Source organism: Streptomyces sp. CAI-85, from assembly GCF_013363615.1.
Lineage (GTDB): Bacteria > Actinomycetota > Actinomycetes > Streptomycetales > Streptomycetaceae > Streptomyces > Streptomyces antibioticus_B.
Genome location: NZ_JAANNX010000014.1, coordinates 39,123 through 55,577, shown reverse-complemented (window position 1 = coordinate 55,577; position 16,455 = coordinate 39,123). Strand labels below are relative to the sequence as shown.

The following is a 16,455-nucleotide window of genomic DNA, read 5'->3' as shown; positions in this document are numbered from 1 at the left end:
CTCCACTGTTCGCAGGTGAGTTGCTCGACACCGATGACGTCTGCGTCGATACGGCGTACGTGCGCCACCGGATGCGTCGGGCCGGATCGCCGGCGACGGCGCGCAGAGGAAGCGCAATCGCGACCGTACATGAGCAGGATCACGCCCGAGGGCCCCTCCCCGCGTTGCGCCTGCAACACATGATGCGAGAGCATGTTCGATGTTCTGCACGTCGCGTGTGACACGCGAGGGCACCGTGGCGATCGAGCGAACCGCAGGACTCAACACACTTACGGGGGTGGGTGAATGAAGTTCGACGTGGGGTCGACGACCCTGTCGGATCTGGGAAAGAGCACCGCCGGGTCCGGTGAGGACCTGGGCACACTGATCACGTGGCTGATCCAGGCGGCGGAGCCGCTGGAGGGGAAGTTCAACGGGGCGGGCAAGGCCGCGTTCGACACCTTCAAGATCCACGCCGATGAGATCACGGACGCGTTGAACGGTTCACTGAGCGCGATCCTGGGCGGCCAGTCGGGCATGGACTCCGCATTCGGCACCGGTGACGTGGAGTTGGAGGACAACGCCACCCAGAACATGGGTGCCGCCAACTTCGACGCGGCCCGCTTCGGAGCACGCTGACCGCACGAGCGCGCACCCGCTCGTCCGCCCGAATCACCTTCATCGTCCTTCCAGGGGAACTTGACCATGCCTCAGAACCAGGACCGCCGTTCCTACGACACCGGCGCCTCCGGCGAAGTCCAGATCAGCCTGCAAAGCGTCATCGGCCAGTTGGAGCGCGTGCTGACCGACCGTGAGCGCGCGGTGAAGGCCGCGATGGCCGACTTCGCCGCGGACGGCGTCGCCGACGAGTACCACGGCAAGGAGATGCGCTGGCACCGCGCCGCCGGCGAGGTCCGCGAGATCATCCGGCTGGTGCGCACGACGATGGAACAGAACGACGGGACCGCGCAGTCGACCCTGGCCAGGGCGAAGGCGGCCGTCGACAACATCGGCTGACACCCGGCGGGCGGCAACAGCAGGAGCAACGGGGAGAGGGAAGCGGGGGCTGACGCATGCCGAGGTGGGACATATCTCCGTCCGGGGTCGGAAGTGTGGTCTCGAACGTCGCGGAGGTCATGAGAGTCCTGGACGACATCGTCCAGGCGTACGCCAAGGACGTGGAGGGCGCGGCCGGCGCGGCCGGGACGCTCGCGCCCGGCGGGGCGACCGGGGAGCACAAGGGGCAGACCGGCCTGGTGGCCGCCGCCCTCGCGGAGTTCATCGAGGGCACGGCCGACGAGTTGCGGTTCGTCGGCACACGCGTCGGCAAGACGGTCAACGGCGCGGTGGAGGCCACCGTCGCGTACCGGGAGGGCGACCTGGAGATGGCGGCCGAGGTGCAGCGGCGGGCGTCCGGGGTCGTCATGCCGGACATGCCGGCCGGCTGGAAGGCGGGCCGTCTGTGATTCAGCCGGAGTCCATTCCGCTGTTCACCGGCGATCTCGGCCAGTTGGAGCAGCACACCGGCGCGCTGCGGGTCGACGCGGACGGCGTCCGCCAGGCCGGCGCGGAGGCCCACCGCCGGTTCCAGGGGCTGTCGGCCTTCTACGAGGCACCGGAGGCGGAGACGCTGTTCGCTTCCACCGCGCCGGCACGTGATGGCGCCGACGCCTTCGCGGACAAGGTCGCCACGGTCGCGGACGCCTTGTCGACGTACGCGACCGAAGTCGCGCCGATCATCGCGCGGTTGGAGCATCTGCACAGCACGGCGACCGCGTTCGTGGCGGGGCTCAGGACGCCCGGCGGGGAGTTCGACGAGAACTGGACCGACGACGCGGACAAGGTCAGGGAGCACCAAGGGCTGATGCATGACGTGAACGTGGCGCAGGCCGCGTTCACGGCCGCCGAGATCGCCTGCAACAACAAGATCACCGCACTGGTGGGCGGCACCCAGTACGTGATGAGCACCGGCGCCAAGCAGTTCAGGCCGCGCGGTACGGAACTCTACGGTTACAGCGCCGAGGTACTGGACCAGGCCGAGGAACTCCCCTGGGGTACGCCGGTCACCCAGTCCCACGACTGGTGGGACCTGAACGACCTCGGCTACTACACCAAGAGCTTCGTCTGGGACGGGTTCATCGTCGACAACGTCTGGGGCACCGTCGACGGCCTCGCGACCCTGGTCGGCGTCCACGGCTCGGACAAGGCGGGACAGGCATGGGAAGGCGTGGTGCGGGCGATCGTCGGGGCCGAGACCTATCTCATGGAGTCCGGCGGCCAGAAGCCCACCGGCGTCTTCGCGACCGACTTCGCCCAGGAAAGCAAGGCGTACGCCAAGGAGTTCGGCAAGTCCTTCGTCGCCTGGGACATGTGGAAGGAAAACCCGGCCCGCGCGGCCGCCACTGTCGTCTTCAACGGCCTCACCTTGGGCGCCGGCCCGCTCAAGATCGCATCTGCGGGCAAGGCCGGCGCCGCCGCCAAGGTCGCCGCCACGATCGCGAAGGTCGGCGACGCGATCGACCCGATCAGCGCCACGGTCAAGGCGACAGGACACGCCATACCCACCATCGCCCAGGTGACGGAGAACCTGCGCGGCGTGCACAACGTCCCCGACCTGCGCGCCCCGCACAGCGTCCTCGAACTCTCCGACGGTTCCCGACTCGTCATCGAGGACGGCAAGTTCATCGCCTACGACAAACACGGCGACCTGGTCGGCGAGGCGCCGAGGCAGGAGCACTCCCTCGCCGAAGGGACCGCACCGGCGAGGGAACGGGAGTTCGCCGATGCCGGCGCGGTGTCGCGGGCATCGGGGGAGGCGTCCGGTGGGTCCGGGAGTACCCACGCCGCCGGTTCCGAGCCGTCCGGTCCGGGCGGCGCCGGGACGGTCGGCGACGGTCATGTCAGGTCCGGCTCCGGCGGCAGCGGTCCGAGCGGTGCGACCGGCCCGGACGGCGGCCTCCCCGGTCGGCACGCGCAGGTCCCGCGCCCCGACTTCATGCGGGACGGGGTCAACCCGTACGGACCCCGCGGAACGCTCACGCGGGAGCAGATCGAGGAGATCCAGGTCTACCGGGCCAACCACGAGCCCGGGTACCTCAGGCAGCACTACCGGAAGAACGGCACGCGCCTGGACCTGGCGCTCCACGACGAGAGCGGGTACACGCCGCCCCAGCTCACGCGGTTGTCGGAGAACGGTCCGTGGGTTCGCGTCAAGGACGTTCCCGAACCTCCCACGCCTCATTACTACGACGCCGACTACATCCGCGTGGGCGCGGACACCGTGACGAGTCCGGACAGGCTCCGGGTTCTCCAGGACTCAACGTGGAATCGTCATGCCGCTGTTCAGTACGACAACCTCGTCGCGGACTGGAAGGCGGAAACGGGCAAGGCCCACGAGCTTCACGGGACCGTCGACACGGCCGCGCAGTGGGGGGAGGCCAAGGGGGCGTACAAGGAATCGCATACGGCGATGGGAGAGGCCACCGAGACGTTCGGCGAGACGGTCGCCGAATACCACTACATAGCCGAGAATTACCCGGACTTCGAGAAGCAGACGTTGCTGGGACCGAAGAACGGCAACGACCAGTTCGACCAGGTATGGAAGCATGAGGACGGTCGAATAGTAGTGATCGAGGCCAAGAGCAGCCCCGGTACCGAGCTGGGCCGACGAACCCTTCCAGGCGGTAAGCAGGTCTCCCAGGGCAGCAGGGAGTATTTCGACGACATCCTGATCGCCATGGAAAGACGAGGCGAATACGATCTCGTCGACGACCTGGAAAAGGCGCTCGCCCAGAATCGGCTGGAGTACGTCGTCGTCAAGGGTGAGAGAAACGCCGGAACGTACACTGGTTACCGATATCGACGGTTCGACATTACTAGAGGGACTCTTCCATGACCGTACAGTTTCCCCGGCACGGACTCCCCGTGGAAGTCGACGCAGATCGGCTCAGCGAGCGGGTGGCCAGGCGAATCAACCGGCTGGAGGAGTCCGCGAGCGGGATCGACTTCGCCTTCAGCACCGCCGTCATGGCGTTGCGTGCTCACTGTGTGAACGACCCGCGAGCAGCCAAGGCCGAGACCTGGGAAGCCACAGTCACCGCAATGCAGTTGGGCTCCGCACTGTTTGCCGTGACCGGCACGAGCGAGGGGTCCGTCGAGTGCCGTATCAACGGCAAGGTGCGCAGCCTTCCGGCCATCGGCCCGCTTCCGACCGCCGACGCCGGTAACTGGCTCACCGCCTTCTGGCTGGCGGTCGTCTGCCGCGAACCCCGGCGCATGACACAGCTGTGCGAGATCCCGCTGGAGCGCCTGCGGTCGCCGGAGGGGCAGTACGACGAGTACATCTACCACTGGGTCGACACACTCCAGACGTACTGGCTTCGGCAGCCCGGGCTGGTCGAGAAGCTCACCACCACACTCCAGATGTCGCATCCCAACGTGGCCCGTGTCACCCCCCGCGACCTGCTCGACGGCGTCCTGTATCCGCCGATCCACCTCTTCTCCCGCCTGATCTCGAACGACTGGGACGGCTTCGCCGCGGGCCTGATCGAGGCACTGAAGCTGCACCAGGCGTACTGGACCCTGACCGAGGAACGGGCCGCGGACATCGACGGCAGCATCGCGCTGGGCCCGCTGGCGATGGCCTGCTGGGCCTTCGACGGGAAGGTCGCCCTCGGCGTGGAGTCGGACTACCTCCCCGAGCACCTCGTCGAGCACAGCTGGCTCGGCGAGTTCCCGACCTGACGCCGGCATGGACTCGGATGCTGAATTCTCTGCAAGGACAGGTGACCGAAAACCGTGACAGCCCAGGACTACGACGACCAGCTGCTGGAGTCGGTATCGGTACGCCGCCGCCGGTTGCGGGACGCTCTGCTGTTCGGTGCGCAGCGTCAACGACGCTCGCTCGACGAGCGGTTGGGGAAGGTGCTCGCCGGTGTGGTGATCGCGGCGGTGGTGTGCGCGGGGTGTGTGGGGTGGTCGTTCGTGTCGCATCGGGTCATCGGGAAGAGCCCGTACGGAGCGTCCGTACCGTCGTCCCGGCCCTCCGGATCGCCGTCGCCGCAGCCGTCCGGATCGCCCTCGTCCTCGCCCTCCGTGGCCTCTTCCACCCGGTGATAGGTTCGAACGCGTGATACCCACGGGGACTTTGAGCCGCTCGGCGACCGGCAACCGTACGGTGCTCAGCCGGGTCACCTTGGTGGGCGAGCGGCGCCGGGTCGACCTCGTGCTGCCCTCACAGGAGCCGGTCGGGGTTCTTCTGCCCGAGATCATGCGGCTGTTGGACGACCGCGTGGGCTCGCGCCCCGAGATGCGGCATCTGCTCACCGCGGACGGTTCCGCGCTGGCGCACGACGCTTCGTTGGAGTCGGCGGGCGTGCCGGACGGGGCCGTGCTGCGGCTGGTACGCGTGGAGGACGCCCCGTCGGCCCCGGTCGTGCATGACGTGAGCGACGAGGTCGCCGACGATCTCGACGTACGGGCGTGGCGGTGGCGACCCGCGGTGCGCAGGATCGTCGCCGGGCTCGCCACGGTGTTCTGGGCGGTGACCGCCGGGATCGTGGCGCGCCGCGAGTTCGATCCGTCGGCGGTCGGTGCCGGGCTGCTCGCCGTCGCCGGCGTGGGTGCGCTCGGCGGGGTGCTGTGCGGGCGCGCGCGGCGGCCGGGGCTTGCCACCACGTTGATCGTCACCGCCGGTGCGACGGCCGTTCTCGGTTCCTGGACCTGCGCCGACGCCTACGACTGGTCCGGCGCGCTGCGGCTGGCGGGGCTCGCGGTGTCCGCCACCGTCGCGTTGTTGCTCGCCGGATGGTGCACGCCGCTGGGACGCGGGGCGCTGATCGGGGCCGGCGCGGTCGGCGGATGCCTGGTGTTGTGGGAATCGGCCGTCGCCCTTCAGGGCGGGGCCGGGAGCCCGACCGGGCAGGCCCGGGTCGGCGCGCTGCTCGCCGTCGTCTGCGTCGTCGCGCTGGGTGTGCTGCCGCGGCTCGCGCTGATGGCATCGGGGCTGTCCGGACTGGACGACCGCCGATCGGGCGGAGCGTCGGTGAGCCGGTACCAGGTGGCCACCGCCCTGGCGGCCACCCATCGCGGGCTGGCGATCGCGACCGCCGTGCTGGCCGGTTCCGCGGCCGCCGCCGGGATTCTGGTGCTGCGCTCGGTGTCGGTGTGGACGGTGCTGCTCGGTGTCGTCGTCATGGTGGCGCTCGGGCTGCGGGCGCGAGCGTTTCCGCTCACCGCCGAGATCGTGGTGCTGCTCGTCGCCGCGTCCGTCGTCGCGGTGCGGCTCGTCGTGGTGTGGCTGGAACGGACCGCGGCGGCCGGGCCCGTCGTCGCAGTCGCCCTGCTCGCGGTCGTCCCCCTCGTGGTGCTGAGCGTGGAGCCCGCCGAGCATGTGCGGGTGAGACTGCGGCGGGTCGGCGATGTCCTGGAGTCGGTGTCCGTGATCGCCATGCTTCCGCTCGTCATCGGCGTGTTCGGGGTGTACGGGCGACTGCTGGGCACCTTCGCGTAGGCGCGGGAACGTGGGGATCGGCATGACCGGAGGAGGAGACTGGCAGCGCGACCTGCTGCGCGAGCTGGCCGCCGACGACGACCCCGGTCACACGTCGATCCGGTCTTCCGCAGCCGAGCCCGACGCACTCCCGCCGTCGCCCGCACGAGCGTCTTCGCCCTCACGAGCGGAAGCAGAAGCGGTCCCGGTTCCCGAGCCGTCCCCCACCGCCCGTCCGGTACCGCGCCAGATGCACAGCCCGGCCGTGTCCGCTCCGCCCCCCGAATCCCTCCCCACTGTCGACCCTCGCCTCGCCATCGCCCTCGGCAGCCCCCGGCACGGCGATTCCCTCAGCCGACGCACCGGGCGCACGCTGCGCCGGCTGACCGCCGCCGCCGGCCAGGACGTCGTCGAACAGACCCGCTTCGCCCAAGAGCTCCAGCAACCGGTCACGACCGGCCGGGTGATCGCGGTGACCTCGATCCGCGGCGGGGTCGGCAAGTCCACGGTGTCCGCCCTGTTGGGCCGCACGTTCAACCATTACCGGCACGACCCGGTGCTCACCCTGGAGGCGGACGCCGCCCTGGGCACCCTGCCGGTGCGGATGGGCGCGAACACCGTGCGCTGGTCCTGCGCCGACCTCGCCCGGATCCTCACCCCCACCATGCAACTGACTGATGTCACCGGCTACTTGGTACCTGTGACCGACGGCGGCTGGCTGCTGCCCGCAGGCCAGGGCAGGGTGGGCGCTCCGCTGGACACGCGTACCTACTTGACGGTGACGACGGCGCTCCGGCGCTATTTCTCGGTGACGGTCGTGGACTGCGAGACGCTGCCCGGCGAGGTGGCCCGCACCGCGATGGACACCGCCCACGCGCGGGTCGTGGTGGCGCCCATGACCGCGGAGGGTGTGCACGGCACCCGGCAAGTTCTCGACTGGCTCGGCCGGTTGCCGCATTCCGCCCTGGCCTCCACGGTCGTGGCGCTCAGCGCCGCCTCGCCCGACACCACGCTGGACGCGAAGACGGCCGCCGCCCACCTCCGTGAGCCCGGCGTGCCCGTGGTCCCGCTGCCCTACGACCGTCATCTCGCCCAAGGAGGCCCCATCCACACCGCCATGCTGGGCCGAGCCACCCGCGATGCGGCCGTCCGTCTGGCGGCCGAAGTGATGCAGTCGGCGGTTCGCGTCCGGTGACCCGGCAGATCGTCCATCGGCCCGCACGATCCACCCGCCCGCTCGTCCCGGCCGAGCCGCGCACCATCGAGGCGCCCCCGAACCTGCCCGAGGGCAAGATCGGCAACGCGGCGACCGCGCTGCTGCCCATGGCCGGCGTCCTCAGCTCGGTCGTGCTGATGACGGTCGTCCGCAACAGCCGTTTCGCCGCGATCGGCGCGGTCGTGCTCGTCGTGGCGCTCCTCGGCGCGGTGGCGCTGTTCCTGTCCCAGCGGGGCAGGGCCCAGCGCACGCGGCGCGTCCAGCGGGAGCGATATCTGGAGTATCTGGAGGAGCAGCGCGAGGAACTGGGCGCGGTCGAACGGGAACGCAGGCAACGGTCGAAGCTGCTCAATCCTCCGCCGGAGGCTCTGTACGACCTGGTACGCGATCCCGCCCGGCTGTGGGAGCGGCGACGGCAGGATGCCGACTTCCTGCGGGTGCGGGCCGGCACCGGGGAGATGCCGGCGCAGGAGCCGGCCATCGGTCTGAACAGTACGGGCGGGGTGCTGACCCCACCGGATCCGTTCATGCTCAACGAGGCCCGCGCCCTGCGGAACCGTTTCAGCACGGCCATCGACTTCCCGCTCACCGTGCCGCTGGACCGGGCCGGGAACGTCAGCGTCGTCGGCGACCGCGACGGTGTCCTCCGCGTCGCCCGCGCACTCCTGCTGCACACGGCCGTGACCCACGCGCCGGACGACGTCGCCGTCGCTGTCGCCACGGCCGACGAGTCCGAGTGGACGTGGGCGAAGTGGCTGCCCCATGTCCTCGACACCCAGGTGTACGACGGTCCCGTCGCCGCCCGCCGGATCGCACCGGACCCGGCCGGACTGTCCCGGCTGTGCGCCCCCGAACTGCGCCGGCGCGCCGGGTACGCGGCCGAGGTGCGCCGTGGTCTGTCCGGCCGGGGCACGGATGCCCTGCGCCTGATGTCGCGCATGCTCGTGATCAGCGACACCTACGGCGACACCGCGGCCGAACTGCCGCGTCCCGACTCGGCGATCGGCCTGCCGGACATGGGCGTCACGGTGCTGCACCTGCTTCAGCGGCAAGTGCACGAGCCCGACCAGGTCGGTGTGCGCATCACCGTCGACGGCGACCGGATCGTCGTCGACGACCTGCGCACCCCGAACGCGCCCACGGCGCACGGGATCTCCGATCCGGTGACCGTCCCCGGCGCGGAGAGCATCGCCCGTATGCTGGCCCCGCTTCGGCTCTCTGCGGAGTCCGCGGCCGAGGGCACGCCGGTGTCCGGCCCGGTCGCCTTCCCCGCCCTGCTCGGGATCGACGACCCGGCCGCCCTCGACCTGGCGCGGCTGTGGGCCCCGCGCGGTGAGCGCGACTTCCTGCGCGTCCCCATCGGACTCACCGACCGCCACGAACCGGTGCTGCTGGACCTCAAGGAGTCCTCTCAGCTCGGCATGGGCCCGCACGGGCTGTGCGTGGGCGCCACCGGCTCCGGCAAGAGCGAACTGCTGCGCACCCTCGTCCTCGCACTCGCGGTCACGCACTCCCCACAGGACCTGGCACTGGTCCTGATCGACTACAAGGGCGGTGCCACCTTCGCCCCGTTCGCCGAACTCCCGCACGTGGCCGGGGTGATCACCAACCTGGAGAACCAGGCCGGGCTCGTCGAACGCGTCCACTCCAGCCTGGCCGGCGAGGTCAAACGCCGCCAGCAGGTCCTCAAGGACGCCGGGAACATCGCCGACATCGGCCAGTACTCCATGCTGCGTGCCACGACCCGCCCCGACCTCGAGCCCCTTCCGCATCTGTTCGTCGTCATCGACGAGTTCGGCGAACTCATCACCGCCAAACCGGACTTCATCGACCTGTTCCTGTCCATCGGCCGCATCGGCCGGTCCATCGGCGTCCATCTGCTGCTGTCCAGCCAGCGCATCGAGGGCGGCAGACTCAAGGGCCTGGACACCTACTTGTCCTACCGTCTCGGCCTGCGCACCTTCTCCGCCGACGAGTCGCGCACCGTCCTGGACACCACCGACGCCTTCAATCTGCCGCCGTTGCCCGGCTTCGGCTATCTCAAGGTCGACACGTCCACGTACGAGCGGTTCAAGGCCGGGTACGTCTCCGGCGCCCACCACGGCCCCGTTGCGCGCGAGGAGCGGGACGACACCCCGCACGCCCGGCCGTATCCGACGTACCACACCCCTGACGAAACCGAGGCGGTGGCCGAGCCCGCCGCCACCAAGCGCGAGACCGGGCCGAGCGTCATGTCCGTGATGGTCGGCCAACTCGCCACCGCCGCACCCCCGGTACACCGGATCTGGCTGCCGCCGCTGCCCGACGCCATCACCCTGGACACAGCCGCGGGCCCCCTCCGGGCCGGTACGGACGGTCTCCGCCTCACCCACGGCCGAGGCCCGCTGCACATCCCGCTCGGCACTCTCGACGACCCGGCCCGGCAAAGGCAGCAGCCATGGCTGCTGGACCTGACCACGGCCGGCGGACACGCGGCGGTCATCGGCGGCCCGCAGTCCGGCAAGACCACTCTGTTGCGCACCCTCGCCCTGTCGCTGGCCCTCACCCACACCCCGTACGACGTCGCCGTGTACGGCCTCGACCTGGTCGGCGGCGGCCTGTCCGTGCTGGCCGGGCTGCCGCACGTCGGCGGCATCGCCGGCCGCGCCGACCACGAACGCGCCGCCCGCACCGTCGCCGAGGTGCGCGCCATGCTCGCCCGGCGCGAGGAGGCGTACCGCGAGCTGGGCATCGACTCCGTCGACCAGCTGCGCCGGCTGCGTGCCCAGGGCGAGCTCCCGGACCTGGGCGCCACCGACATCGTGCTGCTCATCGACGGATTCGGCGCTCTGCGCGAGGAGTTCGCCGATCTCGACGACGCGGTGGCCGACCTGCTCAGACGCGGCGGCGGCTACGGCGTCCACGTCGTGGCGGGCATGCTGCGCTGGAACGACGTCCGCATCGCCACCCAGTCGATGTTCGGCACCCGCATCGAGCTGCGCCTGAACGACCCGGCCGACTCCTCCGTCGACCGAAAGCTCTCCGAGACCCTCACCGCCGACACCCCCGGCCGAGCGCTGACCGACGGCAAGCTGTTCGCGCAGGTGGCCCTGCCCCGGATCGACAACCACCCGGCGACGGACGATCTGGGCCCGGCCCTGGAGCGTACGACCCGCACCGTCCGCGCCTCCTGGCACGGTGAACTCGCCCCGCCCGTAAGGGTTCTGCCCACCCGCCTCGCCGTCACCGAACTCCCCACCCCGGCAGCGGAGCCGACGCGGACACCGGTCGGCGTCGACCAGGACACCCTCTCGCCCGTGATGCTCGACCTCTTCGGCGCCGACCAGCACCTGCTGATCCTCGGCGACAACGAATGCGGCAAGACCAACCTGCTGAAGCTGATCGCCACCCGGCTCGTCGAGCGCTACGGGGACGAGGAACTCGTCTTCGGCGTCTTCGACCCGCGCCGCGGCCTGCGCGGCACGATCCCCGAGCCCTACCGCGGCGGCTACGCCCACAACGCCAAGCTCGCCGCCGCCCTGTCCACCGGCATCGCCGCGGAGCTGAAAAAGCGTCTGCCGGAGACGGCCGACCCGGATGCGCCGCTGACCGCCGAGCCCGCCTTCACCGGGCCGCGGATCGTCATCCTCGTCGACGACTACGACATCCTCACCACGGCCGGGCAGCAACCGCTGACGCCCTTCCTGCCGTACCTCTCCTCCGCCCAGGACATCGGCCTGCACTTCGTCCTCGCCCGCCGGACCGCCGGCGCCTCCCGTGCCCTGTACGAGCCGCTGCTGACCGCCCTGCGCGAGACAGGCGCCACCACTCTCCTCATGAGCGGAGAGCGCACCGAGGGCCAGCTCTTCCCCGGCCTGTACGCCACCCACCAGCCACCCGGCCGAGGCACCCTCGTCCGCCGCGCCCGCCCCCACCAGCTGATCCAGACCGCCCTCACCGACGAGGCCCCGTGACCAAGGACGTCATCGCCCTCACCCCCGAGATGCCGGACCTGCCCACCCTCCTCGCGGGCCTCTACGCCGGCGGCCCCGACCTCGGCGTGAACACCACCGCCGACGGCGCCGTCGTCCAGCTCTGCGCCCCCGACGGCCGCCCCCTGGTCTCGGTGGAGGCACCCATCCTCGTCCAGGTCCCGGGTGAGATCGCCCGTCTGCTGGGTGGCACGGTCGGGGAAGGGCCGGTGTGGTGGACCGAGGCCCGCGCCTCCACCGCCGTCGCCGAGGCCGAACGACTGGCCGGCTCCTTCGTCGGACGCCTGGCCACCGTCCTCGGCGGCACGGTCTGGCCCCCGGAGGCCGCCACCACGGACGTGGTGCCCCTCACCACCGACGTCCCGGCGATCCCGGTCCCGGCGACCGGCACCCCCGCAGTGGACGTCCTCACCACCACCACGGCCGTGGTCCTCCAGGACCGCCCCCTGGTCGCCATGACCAGCTGGCTCTCCGACGCCCTGCGCACCGCGACCGCCACCGACCGTGCCCTTCAGATCGTCACTCCGCCCACCACCCGACTCACCCTCCCCACCCGCACCGCCCTGCGCGGCCTGCCCAACCGCTGGGTCGTCCAGGACCCCGAACACGGCTGCTACGACGGCCTGTCCGGCGCCGTGCTCCACTGGGAGAACGGCACCTTCACCCCCGTACGCGACCAGGACGGGACGGCCTCCGTGGCCGAGGCGTTCAGGACGGCCTCCGAGACCGGTGAACGCCAGCTTCTCCTCACCCTGCGCACCCGACGGCCCGCAGCCACGGACCTCGTCCTCGGCCGCGCCCTGGAGACCGCCTTCCGGCATCTGACCGGCTCCGCACCAGCGGGCTGGAGCACCGCCGAACCGGTCAATCTCCCCTGGTCCACCCGCCAGTTGACCGACCTGGCCCGCGCCCGTGCGCCCCGCCCCAGCTGGCTGATCGCCGTCGGGCACCCCGACCGGCCCGCTCTCGCCACCCTCCGCGTGCTCCGGACGACGGCCGGCGTCGAAGAGGACATCACCCTCGCGCTCGGCTACGGCGAGAACGAGACGCCGCCTCTGCGGACCATCGAGGTTCTCGCGGCCGAACTCGACGCCGAGCACGGTCTCGTCACGCTGCTCACGGCCCTGCGAGCCGCCCGCCGCGACCTCACCGTCCCCCCACGGCTCGAACCCCCTCCGATCCCCGTGGCCTTCACGCTCGGCCACGAAGAGGCCCGGCGCATAGGCCGTCCGCCCCGCGCCGAGCAACCACCCCTCGGCCTCACCCCCACACGACTCGGCCCCCCGGCCGAACCGGCCCTCCACTACTCCCTGGGGGATGGAACCGACCCCAGCTCCTGGTCCACCTTCCAACGCCTCACCCGACACCTCAAGCGGCAGGCATGACCGCCGGCCGTCTTCCGGCCGAAGCGGCCGCCGACATGCACACGGGAAAGGGCCTCCGACACAGGCCGGAGGCCCTTTCCAAGGCAAAGCCGCAGGTGGCGGCAGACGAGTCAGGCTATACGCCGGGTTCTGTCGCCCGAGCGCCTTGCGGCGGTCGGGGAGACGGCCATCCATCTAGGGCCGGTGTTGCCACCGGCCTCGTGCGGTCTACCCGGGGACTCGGGCGGGCAGCCCTCGAACGTCTCCGCAGGAGCGCCGGGGCGCTCCCTTTTGACCTTGCTCCGGGTGGGGTTTACCTAGCTGCCCAGGTCACCCTGGGCACTGGTGGTCTCTTACACCACCGTTTCACCCTTACCGAGGACCGAGGTCCCCGGCGGTTTGTTTTCTGTGGCACTGTCCCGCGGGTCACCCCGGGTGGCCGTTAGCCACCACCCTGCCCTGTGGAGCCCGGACGTTCCTCGGGAAGCCCCCTGAGGGACTTCACGCGGCCGTCCGCCCGGCTCGTCTGCCGTGTCGACCATGGTACCGGGCGCGTGCCCCTCCCACGGCCCCCCATCTCCCCACGGCCCGTGTCACCCCGTCCGTGCCTCGTCAGGGGTCGCGCAGGCATCCGGGGCTGGCGTCAGGGGTGTGCGGGGCTTGCGGGGGCGAGGGGTCGTCGTTGCCAGGACCGAGCCTGCCAGGATCAGGGCGAAGGCCGCCAGGATGCCTGCCGTCAGGGGCTCGTTCAGGAACAGGGCGCCTGCCGCGACCGCGACCGCCGGGTTGACGTACGTGATGACCGTCGAACGCGTGGGGCCGATCTCCTTGATCAGTTCGAGGAAGGCGACGAAGGCCACCGCCGTGCAGACCACGCCGAGGGCGGCGAGGGCCGCCAGGACGGAGGGGGCGGGGGTCTGGGCGGGCCAGGTGGCGGCGGCCGAGGGGGCGTAGACCACGGCTGCCAGGAGCAGGCAGGGGACGATGAGCTGGAGCGTGGGTACGTCCTTCAGGCGGCGGGCCGCGATCAACGGCGCCGTGGCGTAGCCGACGACCGTCACGAACACCTCCGCCAGCGAGCGGGCGTCCCCGCCGGTGAGGTGCGGCAGGGTCAGGACGGCCACGCCGCCCAGGCCGAGGGCCAGGCCCACGATCCGCCGTACGCCGAGCGCCTCCGTGTCGCCGAGGAGCCGGGCCGCCAGGACGCCGACGATCGGGACGCCCGCGATCAGCAGGCCCGCCGTCGAGCTGGAGAGGTGGCGTTCGGCGTCGGTCAGGGTGAACCACGGGCCGATGATCTCGATGCACGCGAAGGCCAGCATGGGCGCCCAGTGCGCCCGCACGGTGCGTACCAGGCCGCCCTGGCGGATCGCGAAGGGGAGCAGGAGCAGGGCGCCCAGCGCACAGCGCGTGAACACCACCATGGACGTGGAGAGGTCGGCGTCCACCGCCACCTTGATCAGCAGGTAGGGGATGCCCCAGACCACTCCCATCAGGGAGAACAGGAACCAGCCGCGTGCAGTCATACGACGAGTGTCGGGCCGGTCAGCGCCCCGGGTCTTGAACGCTGTTGCGGTACGTCGCCGGCGTCACCGCCAGGACCTTCCGGAACCAGCGGGTCAGATGCGCCTGGTCCGCGAACCCCACCAGCGAGGCGACCTCGGCGGGGCGCAGCCCCGACTCCAGCAGCACCCGCGCGCGGGCCACGCGGTGCTGGGCCAGCCAGGCGTACGGCGGGATCCCCATCGTCGTACGGAAGGCGCGCAGCAGTTGGTAGCGGGACAGGCCCAGGTCCGCGGCGAGGTCGGCGAGGGCGGGCGGGGCGAGGAGTTCGTCGGCGAGGCGGTCACGGACCGTGAGGGCGATGCCGCGGGCGCCGGGGACGGGGTCGTCGGCGGCGGGGCGGGCGGTGGAGTGGCGGCGGGCCAGGGCGGTGAGCAGCCAGGGCAGCCGGGACTCGGCCTCCAGCGGGTCGGGGCAGGTGCTGAGGTCGGTGTGGGCGGCGCGGAGCGCGGCGGCGAGTTCCGGGTCGTCGATCAGCGGCTCGCGGAAGTGCGGCGGGCCGCCGAGCGTGCCCTCGGTGAGCAGGGCCGGGCCCGCGTACAGGGCACGGTAGGCGTAGCCGTCGGTGTCGTTGGCGGGGCCGCCGGTGTGCATCTCGCCGGGGGCGAGGACGACGATCGCGCCGGGGCCGTTGTGGATGCGGTCGCCGCGGTAGTCGATGACCTCCGCGCCGCCGACGCAGACGCCGACCGTGTACTCGTCGTGGGCGTGCGGGGCGTAGACGTGCCGGTCGAAGCAGGCGGTCAGCAGGTCGAGCGGCGGCCCGCAGCGGCCCAGCCGGGCCCGGGTCCACGACGCCTGTTCACGGTCCGTGCGGCCCGGCGTGCGCTTGTCCTCCGTGCGGCCCGACGCCTGCCCACGGCCCGTGCCGCCTCCACCGCCCGCACCCGTCATCGTCCGCCCTCCGTCGCGCGTCCTCGCGGGTTCAACACCGTGGGCCTCAGGTTTCATGCCCCGGCCCGCACGATCGTCACCCTTGACCCCTCCCCGACGTCAGCCTTTCTACTGGTGCCATGCGGATCGGAGAACTCGCCGAGGCCGTCGGCGTGACCACGCGGACCGTCCGGCACTACCACCATCTGGGGCTGCTGCCCGAGCCCGAGCGGCGTGCCAACGGGTACCGCGACTACTCGCTGCGGCACGCCGTCGTCCTCGCCCGGATCCGGCGGCTGACCGAGCTGGGTCTCGGCCTGGCGGAGGTGCGGGACGTGCTCGCGGACGACGCCGGCAAGGATCTCGTGGAGGTGCTGACCGAACTGGACGCGGATCTCGTCCGGCAGGAGGCGGCGATCCGGGCGCGCCGGGCCCGGCTGCGGGCGCTGCTGGCGGCGGAGGAGCTGCCCGCCGAGGGGCCGGTGTCGCCGGAGCTGACCGCTCTGTTCGCGCGGACCTCGGCCGAGCTGTCCGACTCGCCCATGGCCGCCCGGGACCGCGAGGTGCTCGCGCTGATCGACACGGCTGCGGCGCCCGCGGAACGGGAGCGGCTGCTGACGGCGGTCGGCGCGATCGTGGCCTCGCCGGAGGCGGTGGCCCGCGCCAACGAGGCGTACGCGCTGCTGGACGCGCTCGCCGACGCCGACCCGGCCGACCCCCGGGTGGAGACGGCCGCCCGCCGGCTCGCCGAGTGCACCCCGCGTGAACTGCTCCCCGATCCGCCCGCGTTCGACCACGACCACAGCTTCCTGCGGGCGCTGTACGCCGACTTCGCCCCGGCCCAGGCGGAGGCGATCCGCCGGGCGCTGCGCCTCCTCATGGAGGGGACGTGAGAACGGCCGCCGTCCTCGCCCGGCACGAACTCCGGCTGCTGGTCAGCCTGTTGCGCTGGCTCGCCCGGCGGCCGGACAGCGGCGGCGGCCGTGCGTTCGGGTACGC

At 71.6% G+C, this 16,455-nt stretch carries 13 protein-coding genes and 1 other RNA gene; 11 read left to right on the top strand and 3 right to left on the bottom strand.

The genetic code is table 11. The features are described from left to right. The first annotated feature begins 285 nt into the window (after positions 1 to 285). From G6W55_RS18315 to G6W55_RS18270, 10 genes are all read left to right on the top strand, one after another. On the top strand, positions 286 to 618 hold the full coding sequence (locus tag G6W55_RS18315) for a hypothetical protein (RefSeq protein WP_175521919.1): 333 nt from the start codon (positions 286 to 288) through the stop codon (positions 616 to 618). Between the two features lie 66 nt (positions 619 to 684). After that, positions 685 to 996 (top strand): pore-forming ESAT-6 family protein, encoded by a 312-nt coding sequence (locus tag G6W55_RS18310; RefSeq protein ID WP_175521918.1) that lies wholly within the window; start codon positions 685 to 687, stop codon positions 994 to 996. A gap of 56 nt (positions 997 to 1,052) precedes the next feature. After that, complete coding sequence (locus G6W55_RS18305; protein WP_254876324.1) at positions 1,053 to 1,445, top strand: DUF6507 family protein; 393 nt, start codon at positions 1,053 to 1,055, stop codon at positions 1,443 to 1,445. Beyond that, on the top strand, positions 1,442 to 3,874 hold the full coding sequence (locus G6W55_RS18300) for a hypothetical protein (protein WP_175521916.1): 2,433 nt from the start codon (positions 1,442 to 1,444) through the stop codon (positions 3,872 to 3,874). The genes G6W55_RS18305 and G6W55_RS18300 overlap by 4 nt, the downstream gene beginning before the upstream one ends. After that, entirely contained in the window at positions 3,871 to 4,722 is an 852-nt protein-coding gene (locus tag G6W55_RS18295) for an immunity 49 family protein (RefSeq protein WP_175521915.1), read from the top strand. The genes G6W55_RS18300 and G6W55_RS18295 overlap by 4 nt, the downstream gene beginning before the upstream one ends. A 54-nt stretch (positions 4,723 to 4,776) precedes the next feature. After that, entirely contained in the window at positions 4,777 to 5,094 is a 318-nt protein-coding gene (locus tag G6W55_RS38755) for a hypothetical protein (RefSeq protein WP_309243756.1), read from the top strand. A gap of 31 nt (positions 5,095 to 5,125) precedes the next feature. Beyond that, positions 5,126 to 6,490, top strand: a complete 1,365-nt coding sequence (eccD, locus tag G6W55_RS18285) for a type VII secretion integral membrane protein EccD (protein ID WP_175521913.1) — start codon at positions 5,126 to 5,128, stop codon at positions 6,488 to 6,490. Positions 6,491 to 6,512: 22 nt separating this feature from the next. Continuing rightward, positions 6,513 to 7,664 carry a hypothetical protein gene (locus tag G6W55_RS18280; protein ID WP_175521912.1) on the top strand — a complete coding sequence of 384 codons (1,152 nt, stop codon included), beginning with the start codon at positions 6,513 to 6,515 and terminating at the stop codon, positions 7,662 to 7,664. Continuing rightward, the gene (gene eccCb / locus G6W55_RS18275) at positions 7,661 to 11,638 is read left to right on the top strand and encodes a type VII secretion protein EccCb (protein WP_175521911.1); all 3,978 of its coding nucleotides are present in this window, start codon (positions 7,661 to 7,663) and stop codon (positions 11,636 to 11,638) included. The genes G6W55_RS18280 and eccCb overlap by 4 nt, the downstream gene beginning before the upstream one ends. Continuing rightward, positions 11,635 to 13,041, top strand: coding sequence for a DUF6177 family protein (locus tag G6W55_RS18270; RefSeq protein WP_175521910.1), 1,407 nt, complete (start codon positions 11,635 to 11,637; stop codon positions 13,039 to 13,041). The genes eccCb and G6W55_RS18270 overlap by 4 nt, the downstream gene beginning before the upstream one ends. Before the next feature lie 102 nt (positions 13,042 to 13,143). Here G6W55_RS18270 and rnpB read toward each other — a convergent pair. The 3 genes from rnpB to G6W55_RS18255 form a co-directional block, all read right to left on the bottom strand. Further along, an RNA gene (gene rnpB / locus G6W55_RS18265) (RNase P RNA component class A) lies at positions 13,144 to 13,545 on the bottom strand. A gap of 68 nt (positions 13,546 to 13,613) precedes the next feature. Beyond that, entirely contained in the window at positions 13,614 to 14,546 is a 933-nt protein-coding gene (locus G6W55_RS18260; protein ID WP_175521909.1) for a DMT family transporter, read from the bottom strand. A 19-nt stretch (positions 14,547 to 14,565) separates the two neighbouring features. Beyond that, positions 14,566 to 15,477: an AraC family transcriptional regulator gene (locus G6W55_RS18255; RefSeq protein ID WP_175521908.1), complete on the bottom strand. Its 912-nt coding sequence runs from the start codon at positions 15,475 to 15,477 to the stop codon at positions 14,566 to 14,568. Between the two features lie 119 nt (positions 15,478 to 15,596). Between G6W55_RS18255 and G6W55_RS18250 the strand changes: the two genes are divergently transcribed. Further along, on the top strand, positions 15,597 to 16,349 hold the full coding sequence (locus tag G6W55_RS18250) for a MerR family transcriptional regulator (RefSeq protein WP_175521907.1): 753 nt from the start codon (positions 15,597 to 15,599) through the stop codon (positions 16,347 to 16,349). Positions 16,350 to 16,455 lie beyond the last annotated feature (106 nt).